The following is a 23,672-nucleotide window of genomic DNA, read 5'->3' on the forward strand; positions in this document are numbered from 1 at the left end:
ATTGAACACTTAACAAGAAGTTTACTCTTTCTTTTTTCATTTGTCATCGACTGAGTTATCAACACCAAACCATTTTTCACTAATCTGCTTCATCTCTTGATCACGGTGCAATTCGGACAAAGCCTGATTAATCTTAGTGCGCAATGTCTTATCACCTTTACGCATCCCAACCGCAAAATCTTCTTTTGGGAAACCAATCGGTAATTCACGGTAACTATTCGCATCCCGTTGATGCTTAATATAATAATTAGCATAGACACTATCAATCAGTAATCCCTGAATCCGACCTGCATTTAGATCCAAGAAAGCATCGTTAAAGGTATCATACTGGACAGTATTTTTTACATACTGTTTTAAAAGTTGTGGCGTACCGGTGTATGACTGATAACCAGATGAGCCGCTTTGCAATCCCAATGTCTGGCCGTGCATAGCAGCAGCTTGTTTAATCCCCGCACTCTTTTTTGTTACTAAGATCTGCTCATTCTTAAGGTACGTATTACTAAAAGCAACCGTCTTAGCTCGCGCCGGTGATTTTGTATAACCATTCCAGATTAAATCGATTGTTCCATTACGTAACTCTGTTTCTTTCATTGACCAATCAATCGTTTGAAAATCAACCTTGATCCCGTACTTTCGAAAAACCGCACGGGCAAGATCAATATCATATCCGACCAACTGACCATTTTTCTCACGAAAACCCATGGGAACAAAACTATCATCTAAACCAACAATAACCTTGTTACGCTGCTTGATCGTCGTCCAAGTGTCAGTTGTATCAGCTCTTTTTTTGACATTCGTACAACCCGATAAGATGGTTATTGTTGTCAACAACATCACTATACTGATCCATGTTGACCTTAAGATCCTCTTCTTCACAGTAACCCCTCTTTCTTATATATTTTTAGCTACGAATAGGTTCCACTTTTAAGATTCGATCCGCAATTTGCTGTGCAAATTCCATATCATGTGTCACAACGATCTGTGTCATCTCACTCTTCTTAAGTCCCAAAATAATATTCTTAACTGTATCCCGTAAACCCGGATCCAAAGCTGAAGTTGGCTCATCGTAACATAAGATCTGTGGTTTCATCGCCATTGCACGCGCGATAGCAACACGTTGTTTTTGTCCACCAGATAGTTGGTAGGGGTATAAATCAGCTTTGTCTGCTAAGGAAAGTCCTTCTAACAATTCCAACGCCTCTTTTTTAGCTGCCACTTCTTTTTTCTTTAAAACCATCATCGGGGCTAATGTAATATTATCCAGTACTTTTAAATGCGGAAATAATTGGTATTCTTGAAAGACGACACCTATAACTGAATCATTGCTCTGATTACTGTAGGGATCAAATTCCTTCTCATCAACCAAAATTTGTCCACCATCAATTTTCTCTAACCCACTAATACAACGCAACAAAGTGGTCTTACCCGCTCCAGATGAACCTACGATACACATAATCTCACCGTCTTCAACGGTCATATTGATTTTATCCAAAATCACACGTTTATTATATTGTTTAGAGATATTTTTTAGTTCTAACATCATTTGCCCCCCCTATTTCCAATAGCTGTAATGCTGTTCAAGTTTACGCAGGATGAAAGTCAGCACAGCCGTTAATAATAAGTAGATGACGCCAACTAGAATCAGCGGTACTAAGGTTACATCCCGACTAGTAGCAACATTTCCTGCTCGCAGCAGATCACCCAACCCGATGACATAAACCAGACTTGAATCCTTAACCAAATTAATAACTTCATTTCCAATCGATGGTAAGACGATTTTCAAAACTTGCGGTGTTATTACTTTGCGAATCGTCTGCCAATATGACAAACGTAAGACTTTAGCACTTTCATACTGTCCGCGGTCAATTGACTGTAATCCACCCCGAAAAATTTCAGCAAAATAAGCTGTATAATTCAAGATAAAAGCAAATAAAGCAGCATCATAACGTTCAAGCGTGAAAGCTCCATGGCCAATTAGCGGCAGACCATAGAACACAAAAATCAGCTGTAGTAGTAAAGGCGTTCCTCGCATTAACCAAACATAAAACTTTAGAATAGCCTTCAAAGGAACGAAACGTGAGGTTAAACCTAAGCCAACGATCAAACCTAACGGAATTGAACCAACAATGGTCCATAAAAATATTTTCAAAGTTAACTGTGCTCCTTCAAGCAGTGAAGGAAGTATTGCTAGAATATAAGACATTTTACTACCACTCCTTTAATAAAATATAAGGTAAAAAAAGAACGCCCCTTAGACAAAAGTCTAAGAGGGCGTTTTACTGCGCGGTTCCACCTCAAGGTATATCAGTCTCTCACAAAACTGACCTTAGCAAGTTCTTTTCAGAACTCAGCAGATAACGGTTTTCCCCGAGCAAGCCTAATAGGTTTAATTTAGCTTGCTAACTCGCAGATGTGTTTCATCAACAGCGGTTTTGCCTTCACACTATCCAGACAATCTCTTTGAACACACTGTAAATTACTCTTCTGGTCTTTGTTATTGATTTATAACTAACTATTTAAGAAAGTAACATGCTATTCTAATTCTGTCAATACAGCTAATCTTTTTTAAACCATGAACTGATTCGTTGAAACAAGCCTTTTTTCTTTTCAGGATTAAGATTCATCAGTGGGACAGTCTCTCCCAATAAACGCCGCGCAATGTTACGATACCCTTGTGACGCCAAATTTTTTTCATTTAAGACGATCGGCTCGCCCTTATTCGAAGTGCTGATCACCTGATCGTCCTCAAAGATAATCCCAAGGAGTTTAATTGAAAGATGCTGCGTGATCTCATCGACATCCATAACTTGGCCATCGTTCATCATATGAGTCCGGATTCGATTAATAATTAGCATCGGTGGTTCATCAAGCCCTTGCTTCTCGAGTAATCCAATAACCCGATCAGCATCACGAACAGCTGATATTTCAGGCGTAGAAACCACGATTGCAACATCTGCACCAGCAACTGCATTAACGAAACCTTGCTCAATCCCCGCAGGACAATCAATCAAAACATAATCAAAATCAGGTTTTAATTCATCAACAATTTTTTTGACCTCTTCAGGTTGTAAAACAGACTTGTCCGCATTTTGGGCTGCTGGAAGCAAGAAAAGCTTCTCATCAAAACGTTTATCTTTGATCAATGCTTGGTGTAATTTAGCCCGTCCCTGAGCAACATCAACAATATCATAAATGATTCGGTTATCAAGCCCTAAAATAACATCAAGGTTCCGTAAACCAATATCTAAGTCCAGTAAACAGACTTTTTTATCAGACAAAGCTAACGCTGTTCCTAAATTAGCTGAGGTCGTTGTTTTACCCACTCCACCTTTTCCGGAAGTAATAACAATCGCTTTTCCCATCTTAATATCCCCCCATTCGTGTAAATAGTTTTGGTCTAATTATCTTTACTTTTTCACGCTCTGTATATTCTAAAACATGCAGATCATTGACAAAAACAACTGTTTCATCATTAGTCTGGACCTTGTCATCCTCAACGATATCAACAACATCAGCAACCCTAACCTGCTGCGTCGTATGAATATTGCCAATTATAATCGCTGTAGCATCGTTAGGGTAGCCTGCGTGAAGAATTCCTTCATTCTTCCCAAATGTAAAAATATTTCCAGTTGACCGTAGAATTCCACCTTGATGCAAGTCACCTACAAATAACACATCACCCTTAACGTCTTCTGTCTGACCATTCCTAATAGTACTTGCATTGAGATGGACAGTACGGCTTTCAATCATCTCCAATGCATCTTGAACCTGCATCACACTGGATGTAAATCTATGTATTGAAAATAGTGGGTAGCGGCTCACGATCTTTTCAACTTGCTGCTTCTGTTCCGCATTTAATAAACGGGTTCCCGTACTAATATCAAATGAGAGTGACTTAGCTTCGCTCTTTTCCTTTTCCAGCTGTAACTCTGCAAATAATTTAGTCAACTCAGCTAAAATAGCATTAAAATCAGCATCTGCATTTAAGGTTATTTCGTAGCCGTCTTTGTATCCTTTTAATACAACATTCTGCATTAGTCAGACTCCCCTTATCTTGAGAAGGATTCAAAAAAACGCTGTAGAGGAAAATACAGTAACACAAACACTGCTAAATTGTATGCAAGTGTTGAGCCCAATGATAGTCCAATAAAGCCAGCCATTGAAACATTAGTGAATCCTATCAGCAAATTAATCCAATAAAACACGACCGTTGCGACCGTTATATCTATTAGATATATTAATAGTACCACAATAAAGGACGGTGTAAAAAATCTATACATCAGTTTCGTCAAATAGACTATCAGTGGCATAATAACAACAAAGGCACCAATGATCCCTGTATAGTAAAGATCAAAGACCAAGCCGGCAAGAACTGTCCATAATATAATATGGTCGATCTTACCAAAACAGACAGCCATTACGATCCAGAGCAGTACTATTCTACTCTCGATTGCCAACGAAGGGGTAAACATCGTTCCTGCAAAAACCTGACTAAGAACACCATCAAGAAAAAGAGCAATAAAGAGACCTATTGGGAAAAAATACCGCATTTTTGAGATTCGCATCTACACCATCCCCTAATCAACTCTTTTGGCAACAGTAACAACATCTAGGTCTGTAAAATCAGCAGCTGGTTTGACATATACTTTCGAAGCTAGACCGTAATCGTCTTCTTCAACCTTAGCGACCGTCCCCACATACAAACCTTTAGGTGAGTTTCCACCTAAACCAGATGTAATAACCCGGTCACCTTTTTCCATACCTGTTTTAACAGTTATCTGTCCCATTATAAGGTAATTTGAATCACCATTATAACCAGTGATCAGACCATTTACTACTTTGTTCTTCTTTGTCATAACCTGTGTTGCAAAACGGTTGGCAGAATCATTGGTGGTACTGAGTAATTCTACCTTGCTGTTTGTTTTGTTAACTTCTGTCACACGCCCAACCAAACCTTTTTTTGACATGACCGCAGCGTTCTTTTTAATCCCTGACAAAGAACCCTTACTGATAATAACTTGATTTTGCCAAGCTGAAGGACTCCTTGTTAATACTGACGCTGAAATCGTTTCATAGTCAGTTAATGTCTTATTAAGTTTAAGTTGCTGTTTTAACTTCTGATTCTCTTTTTCTAAAGTTTGATTAGTAACTTTTTGCACTGCCAAACTATCAACTTGACCCTTCAAGCGTTGATTTTCACTATAAGTATTCATTAAATCTGAAAAAGAGCTGAAGGCTCCCTTAAGCCCTTTAGCTGGGTATGCTACCACGCGATCAACGACGCCTGCTGCATCGTTTCCAACTTGTTGAACTAATGGAGGCGTTGCTTTATTATTACGTACTGTAATTGAGAAGGCTATTAAAACAAAGCTGATAATCAGCACAACCAATACAATAATGAGTCTTTTATTAAAGAAAAATTTTTGCATAATTTCCTCCATAAAAACGAAAGCCGTATCATAACTAAAAGGCTGGACGACTAAATCCCAACCTCTCAATACGATACGCCTTTAATCGTCTGTATTATCTTTTTTTCATTACATCAATACTCTTTAATGATTCACCGGTTCCAATAGCAACACAGTCCAAAGGCTCAGCTGCAATAAAAACAGGAACCTTTGTTGCATCTGAAATAACTTCAGGTAAGTGACGCAATTGTGCCCCACCACCAGTAAGAACGATTCCATGGTCAATAACATCTGCAGCAATTTCTGGCGATGTTTCTTCCAAGGTCTCCTTGATGGCTGATATAATCTCATCAACAACTTCTTGAATAGCCTGTGCAACATCAGTTGCCTTGATATCGATCGTCTTTGGTAAACCCGTTACCAAGTCACGTCCACGAATCGTCTGGTCATCTAAATCCTTAGCGAGCTCAACTGAAGCCGACGCAACATCGATTTTCAACTGTTCAGCAGTTCTTTCACCGATCAGTAAATTATGATGCTGACGAACATAGTAAATGATTGATTCATCAATCTTATCACCAGCCATCCGAATAGAACGGCTGGAAACGATTCCACCTAAAGAAATAGTCGCTACATCAGTTGTTCCGCCACCAATATCAACTACCATGCTACCTGTAGGATCCATTACGGGTAAACCTGCTCCGATAGCTGCAGCAAATGGTTCTTCAATCACATAAGCATCTTTAGCTCCAGCAACTCGTGTTGCATCAATAACAGCTCTTTTTTCAACTTCGGTAACACCACTAGGAACACAAACCATGACATATGGTTTACCTGTCTTATGCCCCAAAGCCTTATCAATATAGTACTTCATCATTGCAACAGTCGTGTCATAATCTGCAATGACACCATCTTTCATTGGTCGAATAGCAACAATGCTGGCAGGAGTACGCCCGATCATAGCACGTGCTTCTGAACCAACAGAAACGATCTCTCCTGTTTTCGTGTTTTTAGCAACGACTGAAGGTTCGCGTAGTACGATTCCCTTGCCATCAGCATAGACAATCGTATTTGCTGTTCCTAAGTCAATTCCAATATTTTTCGTCCCGATTCCGAACACTTTTTTTCATCCCTTCACATTTGCCTCAATAAAATAAAGCCCTAATCCGCAATAACCGTATTATATCATAATTATGTACTGCCGTTTAGATAATTCCCGTATATCTCTCAGGATACAAGATATACTTTGAAATTACTCATATAATTATAATTCTTAATTAATTATTAATTATAAACTAAGCGAGCGGTACAACATTCACTGCTTGTGGCCCACGTTTTCCTTCTGCAATCACAAAACTGACCTTTTGCCCAACTTCTAACGCTTTGTAGCCACTGATCTTAAGCGCAGTGTAATGTACAAAAATATCTTCTGTGCCTGCCTCAGGGGTAATGAAGCCGTAACCCTTTTCACTATCAAAAAAATGAACTCTACCAATAAGCATTGTATGGTACATCTCCTATAATTTCCACTAGAAAGAGTGTATCATAATTTTTGAAGTAACGAAAGGTGTTAAAAGGGGTACAAATTCTTTAAGAAAGCACTTTTTCTTCACGCATACTAAAATAACTTGTAGCACCGACGATAATATGATCTAATAATGCAATTCCAAGAAGCTCACTGCCCTTCAACAAACGTCTAGTCAAGTTTAAATCATTTTCAGACGGTGTGGTAATTCCACTGGGATGGTTATGAACAATCATTAAACGTGCAGCTGAGTAACGCAAAGCAAATTTAAAAATCTCACGTGGATGAACGGTAGCTGCATTGAGTGTTCCTTTAAATATTATCTGACGTGCCAAAACTTGATTTTTAGTATCCAATAAAATTACCACTAGAACTTCTTGTTCGAACATCCCAACCTCATCGATCATCTGTTCTCCAATTTCATGGCTCGAATAAATCCGCCCAAGAATCAGCTTGGGCCGTCGCTCAACCCGGGCAGCAAATTCACAAAGTACCTTAGCATAAGGAATATCCCCTTTTCCTTTCAAAAGAAGCGCCCATTCTTCATCAGAAAGGTATTTTAGCTGTCGCAGATCTGAGTAACTAGTCCATTCACATTTCCCAGCGCTTGTTTTTTTCTCAGCAAATCTTTCCCCTAAAATAACAGTTAACAATTCATGATCACTCAAGCATTCGGGGCCAAATTTTTTTGCCCTTTGTAATAATTCTTGGATCGTTACCCTATTCGTTAAACTCATCTAAATCCCCCCTAGCGTAAAAATACGCTAGTTAGGATAAAAGAATTGCTTAGCGAATAAATGAGCGCACTGCTGCTAAATCATCTAAAATCGCCAGTGGCTTGTGTCTAAATTGCTTAGACGGTTTAATCAAGTCTGGAACCATGATCGCCGGAATATTAGCGTTAATTGCGGCATTGATTCCATTGATTGAATCTTCTAAAACAAGTGTTCTTTGCTTGGCCGGTTTAGCAGCTGCTGCCCATGCTTGGTTGAAAATATCTGGTGCCGGTTTAGCATGCGCCACATCATCAGTTGAGACAATATAATCAAATTGTGTTTGCAGATCTGCCTTTCCTAAGAAATAGTCGATTGCTTTTTTATTGTTACTGGAAGCCAGTGCCTTATTGATATTATTGTCTTTTAAATACCGGCTCAATTCTCTAAACCCCTTTTTTAGCGGCATTCCATCTTCTTCAACTAAATGATAAACATTTTCCTGGCTTAGTTGAATAAACTCATCAACAAGCTGTTTACTACCATAGTCCCGACTCATTTTTTTAAGCATTTCTTCGGTCCCCGCGCCAATATATTGACGGTAATATTCAAAAGAATAAGGCATTTTTAAAGCTTCAGCTGCGAGCATATTTGCTTTAAAATAAACTTTTTCTGAGTCAACCACTAAACCATCCATATCAAAAATAACTAAATCTAAATTCATCTTATTTTCCCCTCAGTTTTTTCTTAATCTACGTTGTGAAATAACTACGCACTTCGGAAACAAAATAAAGTGAGCCTGTAATTAATAATATATCTGTTGCTGACATCTGATGCAATGTTTTAACAAGTGCTTCTTGCCACTTTTCAACATATTCCAGCTGGTCAAGTTCATTAACTAGCTCTGTTGGTTGTGCTACTCGACGCGGTCCAGTAAAGGTCGTTGCAATCAAATGGACATTGGGCAATTCAGCTAGCGTTTTTATCATTTTCCGCGGTTGTTTATCCGCCAGTATTGCAATTATCACAAAAACTGTTTGCTGTCTAAAATGTGTTGTTAAAGTCTTTTTGACTCCTTGAATTGCCGCCTCATTATGTGCCCCATCAAGGATGATCATCGGTTCATGGTTAATTAGCTCAAATCTCCCCGGCCATTTAGTTTGAGCCATGGCATTATAGATGTCTATGTCTTGAACCGGCCACCCTTGCATACGAGCAGCCAAAAGGAAAGCCGTAATTGCGGCCCCCGCATTGTCAACTTGATAACTGCCCAATAAGGATTCATGAATCTTAGGCAGTTTCTTTTCTAAACCGCTATAATCAAAATTCTCACCCCAGCGACCATTTGCGCTCTCTGGTACTACGGTATAATTCTCATTTAGGGCATACAACTGAGCTTTTTTTTCAGCAGCTACTGTTGTAATAACTTTGCGTGCCTCGGCAGGCAAACGGCCAATAACTACCGGGCGCTGGTACTTAATGATCCCAGCTTTATGGCCAGCAATCGAAGTCAGTGTCTTCCCTAAGAGGTGTGCATGATCTAATGCAACTGTTGTTATTACAGAAACTAACGGCATGATCACATTAGTTGAATCATAAGTTCCGCCGATTCCCACTTCTATTACCGCTATATCTACTTTTTGTTCCACAAAGTAAAGAAACATTAGTGCCGTAATGATTTCAAATTCTGTGGGTCCGCCTCCCTTAGCACTTAATTCCCGATCTAAACGCGCCACAACCGGCTTAATATGTTTTACTAATCTAACTAATTCATCATCTGGTATCATCTGACCGTTAATTGCAATACGTTCATTGAATTTAATAATAAAAGGCGAGGTATATGTTCCAACTCGTCTTCCCTGCGCCATAAATAAATTTCGCAAAAAAGCAGTTGTTGACCCTTTTCCATTCGTTCCCGTCACATGAACAGCTGCAAACTTTTTCTCAGGATGATCAAGATACTCAGTAAATTTACGCATTCTATCTAATGAAGGCCTTTTTTTGAATTGCGTTCTGCCATGAATAAAAGCCAATGCTTTTTCATAATCCATACCACTCATTTTAACTTTCCTTTCCTTACTATAAAGACTGAACCAGCCGTTAACCTTCATTCACCCTTTGTAATATTCTCTTTCTAAAATAAACGAGGTCAGGACAAATATTATTTGGCCTAGCCCCGTTATTCAGAAATTAATAATTTAAACTTTAACATTTCATAGCAAATAACTAAAATCGCAACTTATTAAAGCTCAGCTTTTAATTGTTTGATCCGTTCGTTTGTTGCTGTTAATTTTTCTTGATAACCACTTAATTTTTCTTTTTCTTGTGCGACAATTTCTGTTGGCGCATTAGCAACAAACCGTTGATTTGCCAACTTATTCTCCCCGCGCTTAACTTCAGCCGTTAACTTCTTAGTATCTTTTTGCAGACGTTTGATCTCATCATTAAGATCTACTAAATCAGCCAGAGGCAGGTAAACTTCTGCTCCCGTGATAACAGCAGACACTGCCAGTGCTGGAACTTTAATCTCAGTTGCAATTTCAAGTTTCTTAGGGTGACAGAAGCGTTCAATATAGTCTTGGTTTGACTCAAAAACGCGTTTAGTCTGGTCATCCTTTGTTTTGATCAAGAGATCAACTGCGCTTGAAAGCGGTGCGTTAACTTCTGCACGACTATTTCGAACAGCCTTGATCAATTCAATAAGATTACCCATCTCACGCTCTGCTGTTGGATCATCGTATTCTGCTGTTGTAGTTGGGTAGCTGGCTGTTACCAATGAAGAGCCTTCATGCGGCATTGATAACCAAATCTTTTCGGTAACAAAAGGCATAATCGGATGTAGTAAACGTAATGTCTGGTCAAGAACGAAACAAAGAATATTTTGCGTATTCTTTTTAGCTTCCTGATCATCACCATTCAAGTCTTCCTTAGCCATTTCAATATACCAATCACAAAAGTCATTCCAGATAAAGTTATACAATGCTCTACCGGCTTCCCCGAATTCAAAGCCATCGAATAAACGCGTGACTTCACTGATTGTATGATTCAAGCGGCTGATAATCCACTGATCTGATAATTTCCAAGCGGCTTTTTCAGGCAGCTGAGCACGTGTTCCTTCATCTAAATTCATGATAACAAAACGACTTGCATTCCAAATTTTATTAATAAAGTTCCAAGCAGCATCCATTTTAGTATAACTAAAACGAACATCTTGACCTGGAGCAGATCCATTTGAAAGGAACCAGCGTAGTGCATCAGCACCATATTTATCAATTACATCCATTGGATCGATCCCGTTTCCTAGGGACTTGCTCATCTTACGACCTTGCTCATCTCGAATCAAGCCGTGGATCAAAACATGTTCAAATGGACGGTGTCCGGTAAACTCTGTACTTTGAAAAATCATCCGTGAAACCCAGAAAAAGATAATATCATAGCCTGTAACCAGTGTATTGGTCGGGAAATAACGTTTAAAATCAGCAGCATCCTCATCTGGCCAACCCATCGTACTGAACGGCCATAATGCACTTGAGAACCATGTATCTAAAACATCAGGATCTTGCTCCCAATTTTCAATATCTACCGGTTCCTCTTCTCCCACATAAAGTTCACCGGTTTTCTTATGATACCAAGCTGGAATCTGATGCCCCCACCATAACTGGCGTGAGATGACCCAATCATGAATATTATTCATCCATTGCTCAAATGTATTTTCAAAGCGTTCTGGAACAAATTCAACCGCGTCATCTGTTTTTTGATTAGCCAAAGCAGCTTTAGCTAAAGGTTCCATTTTGACGAACCACTGTGTTGATAGTCGAGCTTCAACTTGTACCCCAGTCCGTTCTGAATGCCCAACACTATGCACAATCGGTTCAATCCGTAACATGTAACCTTGATCTTCCAAGTCTTTGATGATTGCTTTACGGGCTTCAAAACGATCTAAGCCTTCATACTTGCCTGCGTTGGCATTCATGCTAGCGTCTTCGTTCATCGTGTTGATCCGTTCCAAGTTATGGCGATTGCCTACACCAAAATCATTAGGGTCATGTGCCGGGGTAATTTTAACCATCCCAGTTCCGAATTCTGGATCAACATACTCATCGGCAATAATTGGGATATGGCGTCCTTGCAAGGGTAGCACAAGTGTCTTACCCACAAGATCTTGATAGCGTTTATCACTAGGATGAACTGCAACTGCCACATCTCCCATCATTGTTTCAGGACGAGTAGTTGCAATCTCAATATAGTTTTTGCCATTAAAAGTTGTTTTATCTGCAAACGGATATTTAACATGATAAAAGGCCCCTTTGACATCTTTATGGATAACTTCAATATCTGAAAGTGCAGTCCGAGCCTTCGGGTCCCAGTTAATAATATACTCGCCCCGATAGATCAAACCCTTTCGATATAACTTGACAAAAACCTTACGCACTGCCTTAGATAATCCTTCATCCAGCGTAAAACGCTCGCGGTCATAATCAAGTGAAAGACCTAGCTTAGCCCACTGTTTATGGATAATATCCGCATATTCATCTTTCCACTTCCAGACTGTTTCGATGAATTTCTCACGGCCAAGATCGTAACGTGAAACATTCTGTTCAGCAAGTCGGGCTTCAACTTTAGCTTGGGTCGCAATTCCCGCGTGATCCATGCCGGGTAGCCACAGAGTATCGAATCCCTGCATTCTCTTTTGACGAATAATCATATCTTGCAATGTTGTATCCCAAGCATGGCCCAGATGCAATTTACCAGTTACATTGGGTGGTGGAATAACGATTGAATATGGCTTAGCTTTCTTATCTCCATTCGGTTTAAATAATTTTTGGTCTAGCCAGGCTTGATAGCGGCCAGGTTCAACTTGTTTTGGATCATACTTAGTCGACATCGAAACTTCTTTTGCCATTAAAATCATCCTTTCTAAAATAATAAACCAATAAAAAACGCCCTAGTAAAAAAACTAGGACGACTGCGCCGTGGTACCACCTAAATTGGGTTTTCAACCCCACTTAATTCCATGTTAACGAACAGGTTCCGGTTGGTGCTACTTTTAGTTCACACCAACAGCTCACAAGCTACCACCTGAGCTTAAGTTGTGAGGTATCTCAACTTGCTACCTCTTCTCTGTCCAACTTGACCCGCCCAGGCCCTCTTGTTCATTGCTTATAGAGCTTATAATAGCGTTGTTCAAAAAGCTAGTCAAGACTTAATCAGAGTAATTCAGCAAATTCATCTTCTTGTTGATTCAAGAATGTTTCACCGCTCTTAATCTCCGAAATTTTAATTCCTGCCATTGCACGCTCAATCAGACCGTCAATATCAAGTCGAGCTTCATATTCCTGCGCCTTATCCAGACGCGGCTTTGTTTTTGGCGCTGGTGGTGCAAAAATCGTACAGCAATCTTCAAACGGCTTAATTGATAAATCAAAGGTACCAATTTCTTGTGCAATCTTAATAATCTCGTTTTTATCTAACGAAACGACTGGACGCAAGACTGGCAGCGCCGTAACATCATTGATCGCAACCATGCTCTCTAATGTTTGTGAAGCGACTTGACCTAGCGATTCACCGTTAAAAATAGCAAGTCCATTTCTTTTGGCAGCCAGTAATACCGCCAGACGCAGCATAAACCGGCGTTGAACGGTCATCAAATAACCAGACGGTACATCATGCTTGACTGTCTCTTGGATCTCCGTGAAGGGCACCTCAATAAACTTGATATGCCCAACATAAGGCGCAATCTTTGCCGTCAATTCTTTAGCCTTATTCAAAGCTTGTTCACTTGTGTATGGCGGACTGAAGAAGTGTACCATCTCAATTTCAACACCGCGTTTCATCGCTAGGTAGGCTGCAACGGGAGAATCAATCCCCCCCGACAACATCATCATTCCTTTACCCGCCGTTCCAACCGGTAAGCCGCCAGCACCATTAATCGTCTGACTAGACAGGAAGATCCCGTTCACACGAACTTCCACGCGCAAACATAAGTCTGGGTGCTTCATCTTAACTTTAATTCCAGGAACATTCTTTAATATATATCCACCTAATAAATCATTTATTTCATTGGTATCGTAAATAAATTCATGGTCAGAGCGGCGTGTGTTTATCTTAAAAGTCATTCCTTCAAAGAATTGTTCCTTGACCATTGTTAAGGCTGCTTCCTTGACAGCCTCAATGTCACGTTCAATTCTTATAGATGGAGAAAAGTTTTGAATTCCAAACACTTTCTTCAAACTTGTCATAACTGCTGTGCTGTCTTCACCATGGAGTTGGAGATGCATGCGATCGCGGTGAGCTTTGACTACTAAGTTAGGAAACTGATGTAGACTTTTTCGCACATTAAAAGCTAAGCGGTCAATAAAGTTCCGTCGATTTTTACCTTTTGTTGAGAGTTCGCCATAACGAACCATTATTTCTGAATATTGCACGTTTTCTTTCCTTTCAAATAACTCATGAATTAATTTTTTCAAAACGACTGTAAAGTTGGTCGAAGACCTTAATAAATTTTTCTGCTTCAACCAATGTATTATTCTCATCCAAGCTAACTCTAACAGCAGATGTTGCAATTCTTTCTGGAATAGCCATTGCTCTTAATGTTCCTGAAACCTCATGCTTTTTTGAAGAACAGGCACTAGTTGTCGAAAGATAAATATCCTGATCTTCAAAAGCATGTACGATCGTCTCACCCCGAACACCATCGATTGTAAAACAGAGAATATGCGGTGCAAATTGACTATTCATTTCTGAAAAGAGTGTTACCTTGGGAAATTGACTGATATGCTGGTAAATAAACTGTTTGATCTCAAGCTGCTTTTGGACTTTAATCTCTTCTGAGTCCAATAATAGGCGTAAAGCCTTAGCCATTGCTGCAATAGCAGGTAGATTTTCAGTTCCGCTACGCAGATTTTTTTCTTGTCCCCCACCATTCATTAATGGAGCAAGTTTACGACCATGTTTTTTGAAGATAAAACCAATCCCGCGCGGTGCGTGAAACTTATGTCCCGAGAAAGTAACGAAATCGACTCGTTTGTTCATAATCAACGGCTGGATCCCCTTCCCGATTCCCTGGACCGCATCCACGTGAAAGTGAATTTTAGGATAGTTCTGTAAAATAGCTGCAATTTCATCAAGCGGTTGAACTGCCCCAATCTCATTATTCACTGCCATGATTGAAACTAAGATCGTGTCCGGACGAATCGCTTTTTTCAAATCAGCTGCCGCAACACGCCCATGTTTGTCAACTGGCAGATAGGTTACTTCAAAACCTAACTTTTCTAATTGTGCCATTGTATTTAGAACAGCAGGATGTTCAACACTAGAAGTAATCAAATGCTTACCATAATTCATCTTCTCAATTGCAGTTCCTTTGATTACCCAGTTGTCGCCTTCTGTTCCCCCGCTTGTGAAGAAAATCTCTTCCGTACGAACCCCAAGAAGGTTAGCAACTTGTTGACGTGATTGTTCAAGCAAATTATAGGCATTTTCACCCAAATCATGCAGCGAAGATGGATTACCCCAAATCTTTTGGCTCACTTTAGTATATGTTTCTAATACTTCTGGCGCAACTTTCGTTGTTGCACTGTTATCTAAATATATCATTTCTAATCCCCATACTCCTTAAAAAGCTTGTTACTTAGCTTCCAATCTGATAAATACGCTCCTTATTTTACAACATCAGCAGTAAAAAACAAACTTCATTTTTTTTAGTCATTTAAGTTTCCTAACGTCGCTTTCATTCTAATAATTTCCTTAAAAGAACGAGGGGACTGAGCCGAAAGTAACTTTCGACACAGTTCCCCGTTGTGAATCTCTAATGTTAGAGACTATTATATTATCATGTTAATTAACGTTCAGTATACTTCTACCAATTAACTAGTCCTTAGCAGGGCTAGTTGCATAATACTCATCTTCAATCCGTTTGTATGCCCCAGGCTCGACTTTATCAACTGCTGTCGCGATCTTCTCTAAGCTAGCTGCATAGTCATATTTATGATTAAACAACTCATATGCTTCAGCACTGGCATGTGCTACTTCTGGGTAACGAACACGGTAACGATTAGCATATTGCAACAGGAGTTCCGCCAAAGAGGAACTAGCAATGATATCGTTTGTTTTCTCTGTTAAGACATCCATATCTGCCTGAATATTTATCATAGCCTTTGTTATCTTATCCATATTGATTTGAATCTTATTAATATCCTCATCAAGTTGTTCGATCTCATCACTAACTCGATAAAAATAATCCAGATATTCTTTTGTCAGGCCTGGTAAATTAAGTTTTTCAACCTCACGCTTCAGACGATGGATCTCAGAATCAAATTCTAACAGTGCTTCCTTAGCCTCTTGCTCTTCACGCCACAAATTCTGGACACTATCACTGATAGCTGCTTGTTTTTCTTCGATCATTTTTAAATCAGCTAACTGTTTTGCCTGCTGTGAGAGGCTCTCAGAGTAGATCACTTCACCTTTTTGCACATCAGTTTGGTACTGTTTGAACTGAGTGCTGATCGCCTTAAGTTGAGTACCCAAGCTGTGCCCGTCTTCAAGCTCATTATGGTTAAAAGTATAATTCTGATTAAGCCTATCCAACTCAATAAGTAGGTCACGCTGTTGTTTTTCAGCATGTTCAATAAACTTCGTCAATATTGGAACGTTTTTCTCAACTTTTTGACGTGCAGCCAGCTCTCGTTCTAGCTCATCATAAAGTGCATTTATCCCTGCATCTAGTCTATCATTGCAGCTGAGAGCTTCTGAAATGGCTAATTTCTTTAAATTAATGATATTTTCACCTAACAGTGCATGTAGCTCAGCGGTTTGCTTTTCAATATCAGTCTTAAAAGTATACTTCTGTTCACGCAACTGTTTGTAACCTGTCTCTATCTCTGTCAGTTGTTCAGGAAAAACATTCTTAAGATTTCTATACAGCGGTGGGATCTGCTCTAAATTTTTTTCTAAAGTAGCTGTTTTATCATCAAGTTTACTTACTAACTTGCCCGCTGTGACATAATCTCCTTGATTAGCGATCTCAGCATAATGATCAAAATCAGTTTCAATTTGAGCTAAGTTTTCTTCTAATTTATCAACACTAGGTCCGTATGAAAAGTTTTTAGCCAACAATGTCTTACGGAGTTCTTGATATTTTTTATCTAAATCACTCAGCTTTTGCTGATGTTCTTGGTTATCTTCCTTTACGTCACTAATTTCACTCTTAGTTTTTTCTTCCAATTCACTTGCAGCCTGGACTTTTAATTCGACCTTTTTAAGTCCACTGCCAACCTGAAAAAAATGATAATGACTATTAGCTTCAGCAATTTCATCCAAGTGTTCAGAGAGTTCCGGCAGCTGATGGTTGACCATGTAAAGATAGCCCTGCTTAGTCTCTTCAAACATTGCTAGGCTTTCACCGGCTAGAGTTATTTGCTCCACGCTTGCAATTCCAGTGTGCAATGGTGAATTTACAAGTTCACTTATCTGCTGTTGGACGTGAGCTATCCTTCCACTATTTCTGCGCTGTATGTAAAAAAAAGAAAAATATGCTATTATTGCAACTATAACGATTATGCTCAAGACTAGTGTCATCCGATCCCACACTCCTAATTATCACCATTGATTCTTTCGATTATTTATTATTCAATCCCGTATCCGGTTTCTATACTATGATAGTTCAATTTTGATTATAGCATAGTCATCACATTGTTACACATGATAATATAACAATAATCACATTTACTAAGGAGAATTCTAGTGAATAAAACACTCTTAAACCGTCAACTTGATGCACTTTTAACTGGTGAAACAAATCTAATCGCTAATTTAGCCAATGCTTCGGCACTTTTATTTGAATCTTTACCTGATGTTAACTGGACTGGGTTCTACCTCTATAATGAATCACAAAATGAACTTATCCTTGGTCCCTTTCAAGGTAAAGTTGCTTGTATGCATATCAAGGTTGGAAAAGGGGTTTGTGGAACTGCCTTTTCATCGCAGAAAACACAGCGCATCGCGAATGTTCACACCTTTCCTGATCACATCGCCTGTGACGCCGCAAGCATGTCAGAACTTGTTGTTCCCCTAATAAGCGGAAGACGAAAAATAGGTGTCCTTGACCTTGATTCTCCCAAACTCAATCGTTTTTCAAAAGATGATGAACAGCTTGTTGAAACATTCGCGCAGACTTTGCTTAAGCATTTGCCTGCTTAGACTGTAAGTACTTGACTAAGTAAGTGAATTCAGCTATACTCACATTTGTGTAAAATAATGCAGCAGTATGCGGTAAGCTCGTCAACATTTCATTGCCTTTAATGGTTAATCAGTACCTCTTCGGCTGCAAGAGTGAACATTGTAGAATGAAATGCACGAATACAAAGTATACATCGGGTTATTTTACTCCAAAAAAATTTATTGGAGGATTTTTTATGTCTCGTTATACAGGTTCAAGTTGGAAAGTTTCTCGTCGCTTGGGTATTTCACTCAGTGGTACGGGTAAAGAATTGGCTCGCCGTCCATATGCACCAGGTGAACACGGTCAAAACAACCGTCGTAAGTTATCTGAATATGGTTTGCAATTGCGCGAAAAGCAAAAGCTTCGTATGATTTACGGCCTTTCAGAACGTCAATTCTCAAACTTATTCCAAAAAGCTGGTAAGATTCGTGAAGGACGTCATGGTGACAACTTCATGATTTTACTTGAACGTCGTTTGGATAATGTTGTTTACCGTTTAGGCTTAGCAACAACTCGTCGCCAAGCTCGTCAGTTGGTAAACCATGGTCATATCACTGTTGATGGAAAACGTGTTGATATTCCTTCTTATGAAGTTAAAGTCGGACAAGTTATTTCATTACGTGAAAAGTCAAAAAATCTTCAAATCGTAAAAGACGCTTTAGAAGCTATCGTTGGTCGCCCACAATTTGTTTCCTTTGATGAAGACAAATTAGAAGGTTCATTAGTTCGTTTACCAGAACGTGAAGAACTTGAAGGTGAAGTTGATGAAGCTCTAATCGTTGAATACTACAACAAACTGTAATAAACAGTTGCTATTTAAGAGTCAGTTCCTGCGGGAGCTGGCTTTTTTTATTTTTTTAAAAGACAAAAAAACTCTTATCAACAATGACGATAATGAAAAGGCATTGTCGATAACAGTTATCAAAAAGCGCCTGTAGTTTAATAAATAATGCTTTTTAGTCAGACCTATAACTTTATTTCTCCCTAGTAGCATTTTTTACAATACTCTCGGCCACAGCCTGTGTTTGTCTAAGCAGTGTAAAATAATGCTTTCTAAGTGCTGGGAATGCATGAGCATTCAAGAAAACCAACTGACTTTTTTCATTCGCAGCAGTTAATGGCTGATAAATATTTGTAATCATAATATCAAGACTTCCATCACTCATTTGTAATGTTCGTGCGAGTTCCGCTATCTTTTTCAAATATGAGCTATCTATTTCTGAAGAAACTTCAAGGTAGTCAGCTCCAGTATTTGTACTTGCATCATAGCGCAGATACAACTGTACTCCCCGAGGCAAAATATCTTCAAGTACCCGGCCTTGTTCTGCCAAGCTTCGTGCTTGAACTTCGCCAAACGCGAATTGTGTTTGCCTATTTTGCTGCTTAACCTGTTTACGTTGGATCAACTGTTTAATCGTAGATCGTCCATCACCAACAATATTTTGTGGAAGACGTTCAATCAAGCTAACAACTTTCCCTCCGACAAGTAAAGCAGTATACGAGGAACCTAGTACTACTTGCTCAATCAAACAGGGTTGTTCCGAGCTAAGATACTGTTTAACTGTTTGCACAAAGATGTCTTGGGTTGGTGGTATCCTAAAAACTTGTGCTCCTGTACGATAATTATTTTTAATCACAAGTGCCAAACCCTTAGTTTCACGATAGACATTCAAGATCTCACTTGTCTGAGTAATAGTCCATCCGGTAGGAACAGCATATCCGGCAGCCGCAACGATTTTTTGACTCAGTTGACGATTTTTCCATATTTTTTGCATAACCGCACTTGTCTTTTCCGTTTGGATCCCCCTTTCAAGGAGTGACTTTCCGACTCTGATCAAATGATCAGGCGCAGAAATAACCGCATATGGGACACCCAATTTAAAAGCAGCACTTAGTACTAAGCGGCTGTTATCATCCAACGTTGTTTTGGCTTGGGTCAAACGACCCTTAACAGCATAATCCGCCACTAGTTTTAACGTACTTTCTGTCAGTTTCTGACTATCCTGTTTTCTGAGTAATTTCGTACTGGGAGTTTCGGTTGGTTGCTTAAGTACGCCTGCTACTTGGCTTAAAGACTGGCCTAAGTCTGACCGCCCTATTTCTTTTGTAAACCGACTTAATTGATTAATTATCTTACGTGCCTGAAGTTGACATGTCGTAGCGGAAAATGGATTTTCATGTGCAACATGCTGGTTCAACTGGCGTTTTTCTTGCAAAGCAGCTTGTAAATCATCATTTTTAATACCTGGAGTTACCAGAAAAAAAGCCACCAAGGCTTCTATCAAGTCTAGCATTTCAAAGCTAACTCCCATTGCAGCAAAGGGATTCAAATCCAGATGCGTAATTTCAAGATAATGAATTCCCTTTTGGAGCATTTCGTGTTCATTTTCAAAAGAAGAACCTACTTTGATCCCATCTGTTAGCCCTGCTTGTTGATGCTGGCTGCTACGTAAATAGCTTTGCAAAGAACGATAATCTACCCGTTTAACTGCATCGACGGATGCGGCTAAGCAACACTCACTTTGTGAGCGTACCGGCCTGATATTTGAGCCCGCAACAAAAGGCGTCGCACCAGTAAGATATGTTAATAACCAGCGGTAATTCACAAACTGCTGTAAAACCTTCATGTAAATCTGGTTACGAAAAGTAATATAATCAATCTGCAATTGTTTAAATCTATTTTTATATAGCTCTAAAAAGAGTTCCTCAGGCAACTGTAACCTAACCGTAACACCCCCAACAACTGACTTCTTATCTTCACTGACAACACTCAAAGGCCATAAGACACTCTTATCACCGAGATTTTCCTGCAGCAGTTGCTGATTCAGAACCATCATTTGCTGTTGATCTTTTTTACTGCTCCAGTGATCTGCCAACAAACTAACACTTTGCTGCTCAGCATTATATCTAAAATATGTACTCGGCTTAATTGCGGCCACACTTTGCACGTTAGTTTTTATTGTTGGATTTACGGACTGTATCTTCCAGGTCCGCTGAACCTGCCATCTGATTGCCGCAACCGCTGTAAATAAATTATCCTTAGCTATTTGTTTTCCAATTTCATCAAGTTCAACCATTGTTCTTCACCTTTTCCATTATTAACTCTTAGCGCTTATTATAGCAAATCTTTCCCAAACATTCAGTTGAGTCAGCACCTATTCAACAAAATTTAATTAAGACGATGTTATAATCAAAGTAATAGTAAAGGAGTAGAAACTATGATACAACCGTTAGCCTTTCGTATGCGCCCCCAAAATATAAATGATGTTGTTGGTCAACAGCATCTCGTCGGTCCAGGAAAAATTATTCGTAGGATGGTAGACGCGCGTCTGTTATCGTCCATGATTCTCTATGGCCCGCCCGGAACTGGAAAAACCAGTATTGCAAGTGCGATTGCCGGTTCTACAAAGTACGCGTTCCGAACACTTAATGCCGCCACAGACTCCAAAAAAGAGCTTGAGATCGTCGCGGAAGAAGCTAAAATGAGTGGAACTGTCATTTTACTGTTAGATGAGATCCATCGTTTAACTAAACCTAAACAGGACTTCTTACTGCCGCATTTAGAAAGTGGCCGCATTATTTTGATTGGTGCAACAACTGAGAATCCATATATTGCAATTAACCCAGCGATTAGAAGTCGTACCCAGATCTTTGAGGTTAAACCACTAGCTGAAGCAGATATTGCTTATGCCGTTAAGCGTGCACTAGCCGATAAAAAGCATGGTCTGGGCAAAATATCCATCCGACTAACCGCTGAAGCTCTACAGCATCTTTGCCGTGCAACAAATGGTGATCTACGTAGTGCTTTAAACGGCCTTGAACTTGCTGCAAAATCAACTGTCCCTAATAAAAAGGGAACTATCATTATTGACCTACAGGTAATTGAAGAATGTCTTCGGCGAAAAGCATTGGTACAGGATAAAGACGGCGATGCTCATTACGATGTTATCTCCGCCTTCCAAAAATCGATCCGCGGTTCAGACACTGATGCCGCGCTTCACTACATGGGACGACTCATTGAAGCTGGAGACCTAATAAGTATTAATCGCCGCCTACTAACAATTGCATATGAAGACATTGGTCTGGCCAACCCGCGAGCTGCAGCTCAAACAGTTCAAGCTGTTACAGCTGCTGAAAAAGTTGGTTTACCTGAAGCGCGCATTCCACTGGCTGTTGCGGTTATCGACCTTTGCTTATCGCCTAAGTCAAATTCAGCTATCACGGCTATTGATGCAGCACTTAATGATATTCGTAAGGGTAGCTATGGTGAAGTCCCACCTCATCTTAAAGACGCACACTATGCCGGTGCAAAAAAACTAGGTAGAGGACTCGACTATAAATATCCGCATGATTACCCGCATGATTGGACTCCACAGCAATATTTACCAACTAAATTAGCTCAAGCACGCTACTATCAGCCCAAAACAAACGGGCGTTACGAGCAGGCCCTAAAAGATCAATATGAGCGTCTTAAAAAAGCTCAACAGGCCAAAAAGTAATCATCATAATTCTAAAAATTGATAATCACTAACCTCTATGCTAGAATAAAGTTGAATCTGAGGTGTACGCGTTATCTCATAATGTAAGGTTGACCGAACACCTATAATTACGGTTTTTGGAATGGCCAGCAGCTAACATGCCACGGTACCAAGTGGAAGTTAAAAACTGGTTGACCGAGGACCACCTGCTTGAGAGCGGGTTCAACTACAGAGATGATTAACGGCATCAGGCGGATTTTCAAAGTAGTTTTACTTTGTGAGGAGGCTGCGGCAAAACATTTGTTTTGTTGCAGTCTTTTAGTTTTCTAGTGCATCAGTAAAGATAGCAGTCCCACCACTGACTGGGTGCCCTATTTATCGTTAAATACTGCCGCAACAGATTAATTTCATAATAAGGGGTTTTACATATGGCAATTATTAAAGTCTTAACACTATTTTTAGCAGCAATCATTTTTTTCCTAGGTTATTATCTCTACACACACCAGCATAAGCCTTTTTTAATGTTCCATCCCGAAAACAACCATATTTTAGCCGGGATCGTAAAAATATATGGTTTGATCCTTATCCTTTTAGCACTTATTACGCTTGTAGCTGCCCTTTTCCTCGCAACTTGGGCCTTAGCAGTCGCCTTGATCTTCGATGTTATCGTAATTGCTACTCTTCCAGTTATGATGCTGATCTTTCTTCAATAAGTAACATTATGTAATTGTTTTCACTTTTTTTTTAAGCAAAAATAACGTAAAATAAAGGTGTGGTAAATAGAAAGGGTGATTTCAATGTTACAACAATACAAAAACATTCTTGTACCTGTCGATGGATCAAAGGAAGCTGAATTAGCTTTTAAAAAAGCTGTTCAAGTTGCAAAAAGAAATGGACCGCAAACAAAACTGCATTTAGTTCACGTAGTTGATACGCGTGCTTTTCAAAATATTTCCAGTTTTGATACTGCGATGGTTGAACAAATTACCGATACTGCACGCCAAACAATTGAGGGCTATGTTAAAGAGGCTAAAGAAGCCGGTCTAGAAAATACTGACTACTCAATTGAGTACGGAGCACCCAAAGTAATCATTGCTAAAGAGATTCCAGAAGAAGAAGATGTCGATCTGATTATGATCGGTGCTACTGGATTAAATGCTGTTGAACGCTTGCTGATTGGTTCCGTAACCGAATATGTAACACGAACAGCTACGTGTGATGTTTTGGTTGTTAGAACTGACTTGGAAAACAAACCTGTTCTTAGAAAAGACAAAGAACGCAAAAATAAGTAATTATTATAAATTAAATAAATTAATTACAAGAGGGCTA

General features: G+C 39.4%; 22 protein-coding genes, 1 other RNA gene and 2 other annotated features. Of the genes, 6 read left to right on the forward strand and 17 right to left on the reverse strand.

The window, feature by feature from the left end; all coding sequences use genetic code 11:
* Positions 1-36: 36 nt before the first annotated feature.
* From FC81_RS10275 to ezrA, 16 genes are all read right to left on the reverse strand, one after another.
* Entirely contained in the window at positions 37-876 is an 840-nt protein-coding gene (locus tag FC81_RS10275; RefSeq protein ID WP_057746607.1) for an amino acid ABC transporter substrate-binding protein, read from the reverse strand.
* A gap of 25 nt (positions 877-901) precedes the next feature.
* Complete coding sequence (locus FC81_RS10280; RefSeq protein ID WP_057746610.1) at positions 902-1,540, reverse strand: amino acid ABC transporter ATP-binding protein; 639 nt, start codon at positions 1,538-1,540, stop codon at positions 902-904.
* 12 nt (positions 1,541-1,552) lie between these two features.
* On the reverse strand, positions 1,553-2,203 hold the full coding sequence (locus FC81_RS10285) for an amino acid ABC transporter permease (protein WP_057746613.1): 651 nt from the start codon (positions 2,201-2,203) through the stop codon (positions 1,553-1,555).
* Positions 2,204-2,264: 61 nt separating this feature from the next.
* Positions 2,265-2,501 (reverse strand) — a binding site (T-box leader).
* Positions 2,502-2,555: 54 nt separating this feature from the next.
* Positions 2,556-3,362, reverse strand: coding sequence for a septum site-determining protein MinD (minD, locus tag FC81_RS10290; protein WP_057746617.1), 807 nt, complete (start codon positions 3,360-3,362; stop codon positions 2,556-2,558).
* A 1-nt stretch (position 3,363) separates the two neighbouring features.
* Positions 3,364-4,035: a septum site-determining protein MinC gene (locus FC81_RS10295; RefSeq protein WP_057746619.1), complete on the reverse strand. Its 672-nt coding sequence runs from the start codon at positions 4,033-4,035 to the stop codon at positions 3,364-3,366.
* Positions 4,036-4,049: 14 nt separating this feature from the next.
* Entirely contained in the window at positions 4,050-4,565 is a 516-nt protein-coding gene (gene mreD, locus FC81_RS10300) for a rod shape-determining protein MreD (protein WP_057746621.1), read from the reverse strand.
* 12 nt (positions 4,566-4,577) lie between these two features.
* Positions 4,578-5,429, reverse strand: a complete 852-nt coding sequence (gene mreC / locus FC81_RS10305) for a rod shape-determining protein MreC (RefSeq protein ID WP_057746624.1) — start codon at positions 5,427-5,429, stop codon at positions 4,578-4,580.
* A gap of 94 nt (positions 5,430-5,523) precedes the next feature.
* Positions 5,524-6,528, reverse strand: coding sequence for a rod shape-determining protein (locus FC81_RS10310; protein ID WP_057746627.1), 1,005 nt, complete (start codon positions 6,526-6,528; stop codon positions 5,524-5,526).
* 175 nt (positions 6,529-6,703) lie between these two features.
* A complete protein-coding gene (locus tag FC81_RS10315; protein WP_057746630.1) occupies positions 6,704-6,910 on the reverse strand; it encodes a cold-shock protein in 207 nt (68 codons plus the stop codon).
* Positions 6,911-6,998: 88 nt separating this feature from the next.
* On the reverse strand, positions 6,999-7,670 hold the full coding sequence (gene radC / locus FC81_RS10320) for a RadC family protein (RefSeq protein ID WP_057746633.1): 672 nt from the start codon (positions 7,668-7,670) through the stop codon (positions 6,999-7,001).
* A 49-nt stretch (positions 7,671-7,719) separates the two neighbouring features.
* Positions 7,720-8,370, reverse strand: a complete 651-nt coding sequence (locus FC81_RS10325) for an HAD family hydrolase (RefSeq protein ID WP_057746636.1) — start codon at positions 8,368-8,370, stop codon at positions 7,720-7,722.
* A 28-nt stretch (positions 8,371-8,398) separates the two neighbouring features.
* Positions 8,399-9,706, reverse strand: a complete 1,308-nt coding sequence (locus FC81_RS10330; protein WP_057746841.1) for a bifunctional folylpolyglutamate synthase/dihydrofolate synthase — start codon at positions 9,704-9,706, stop codon at positions 8,399-8,401.
* 182 nt (positions 9,707-9,888) lie between these two features.
* Positions 9,889-12,549 carry a valine--tRNA ligase gene (locus tag FC81_RS10335; protein ID WP_057746641.1) on the reverse strand — a complete coding sequence of 887 codons (2,661 nt, stop codon included), beginning with the start codon at positions 12,547-12,549 and terminating at the stop codon, positions 9,889-9,891.
* A gap of 52 nt (positions 12,550-12,601) precedes the next feature.
* Positions 12,602-12,812: a binding site (T-box leader), on the reverse strand.
* Between the two features lie 41 nt (positions 12,813-12,853).
* Complete coding sequence (gene thiI / locus FC81_RS10340) at positions 12,854-14,071, reverse strand: tRNA uracil 4-sulfurtransferase ThiI (RefSeq protein ID WP_057746644.1); 1,218 nt, start codon at positions 14,069-14,071, stop codon at positions 12,854-12,856.
* Positions 14,072-14,093: 22 nt separating this feature from the next.
* Complete coding sequence (locus FC81_RS10345) at positions 14,094-15,242, reverse strand: cysteine desulfurase family protein (protein ID WP_057746647.1); 1,149 nt, start codon at positions 15,240-15,242, stop codon at positions 14,094-14,096.
* Positions 15,243-15,515: 273 nt separating this feature from the next.
* Entirely contained in the window at positions 15,516-17,222 is a 1,707-nt protein-coding gene (gene ezrA / locus FC81_RS10350; RefSeq protein ID WP_057746649.1) for a septation ring formation regulator EzrA, read from the reverse strand.
* 165 nt (positions 17,223-17,387) lie between these two features.
* On the opposite strand from ezrA, the gene FC81_RS10355 reads away from it, so the two are divergent.
* Together FC81_RS10355 and rpsD are read left to right on the forward strand one after the other, a co-directional pair.
* Positions 17,388-17,843, forward strand: coding sequence for a GAF domain-containing protein (locus FC81_RS10355; protein WP_057746652.1), 456 nt, complete (start codon positions 17,388-17,390; stop codon positions 17,841-17,843).
* A 215-nt stretch (positions 17,844-18,058) separates the two neighbouring features.
* Positions 18,059-18,667, forward strand: a complete 609-nt coding sequence (gene rpsD / locus FC81_RS10360; protein ID WP_057746655.1) for a 30S ribosomal protein S4 — start codon at positions 18,059-18,061, stop codon at positions 18,665-18,667.
* Positions 18,668-18,839: 172 nt separating this feature from the next.
* On the opposite strand, the gene FC81_RS10365 is transcribed toward rpsD, so the two are convergent.
* Entirely contained in the window at positions 18,840-20,942 is a 2,103-nt protein-coding gene (locus tag FC81_RS10365) for a hypothetical protein (protein WP_057746658.1), read from the reverse strand.
* Positions 20,943-21,086: 144 nt separating this feature from the next.
* On the opposite strand from FC81_RS10365, the gene FC81_RS10370 reads away from it, so the two are divergent.
* The 4 genes from FC81_RS10370 to FC81_RS10380 all read left to right on the forward strand — a co-directional run bounded on the left by FC81_RS10370 (position 21,087) and on the right by FC81_RS10380 (position 23,635).
* On the forward strand, positions 21,087-22,364 hold the full coding sequence (locus FC81_RS10370) for a replication-associated recombination protein A (RefSeq protein ID WP_187327422.1): 1,278 nt from the start codon (positions 21,087-21,089) through the stop codon (positions 22,362-22,364).
* A 51-nt stretch (positions 22,365-22,415) separates the two neighbouring features.
* A non-coding RNA gene (gene ssrS, locus FC81_RS10825) (6S RNA) lies at positions 22,416-22,605 on the forward strand.
* Between the two features lie 166 nt (positions 22,606-22,771).
* Positions 22,772-23,056 carry a hypothetical protein gene (locus FC81_RS10375; protein ID WP_057746664.1) on the forward strand — a complete coding sequence of 95 codons (285 nt, stop codon included), beginning with the start codon at positions 22,772-22,774 and terminating at the stop codon, positions 23,054-23,056.
* Between the two features lie 84 nt (positions 23,057-23,140).
* Positions 23,141-23,635 (forward strand): universal stress protein, encoded by a 495-nt coding sequence (locus FC81_RS10380; RefSeq protein ID WP_057746666.1) that lies wholly within the window; start codon positions 23,141-23,143, stop codon positions 23,633-23,635.
* The last annotated feature ends 37 nt before the right edge of the window (positions 23,636-23,672 follow it).

This window comes from Liquorilactobacillus capillatus DSM 19910 (assembly GCF_001434915.1).
In the GTDB taxonomy this organism is placed as follows: Bacteria; Bacillota; Bacilli; order Lactobacillales; family Lactobacillaceae; genus Liquorilactobacillus; species Liquorilactobacillus capillatus.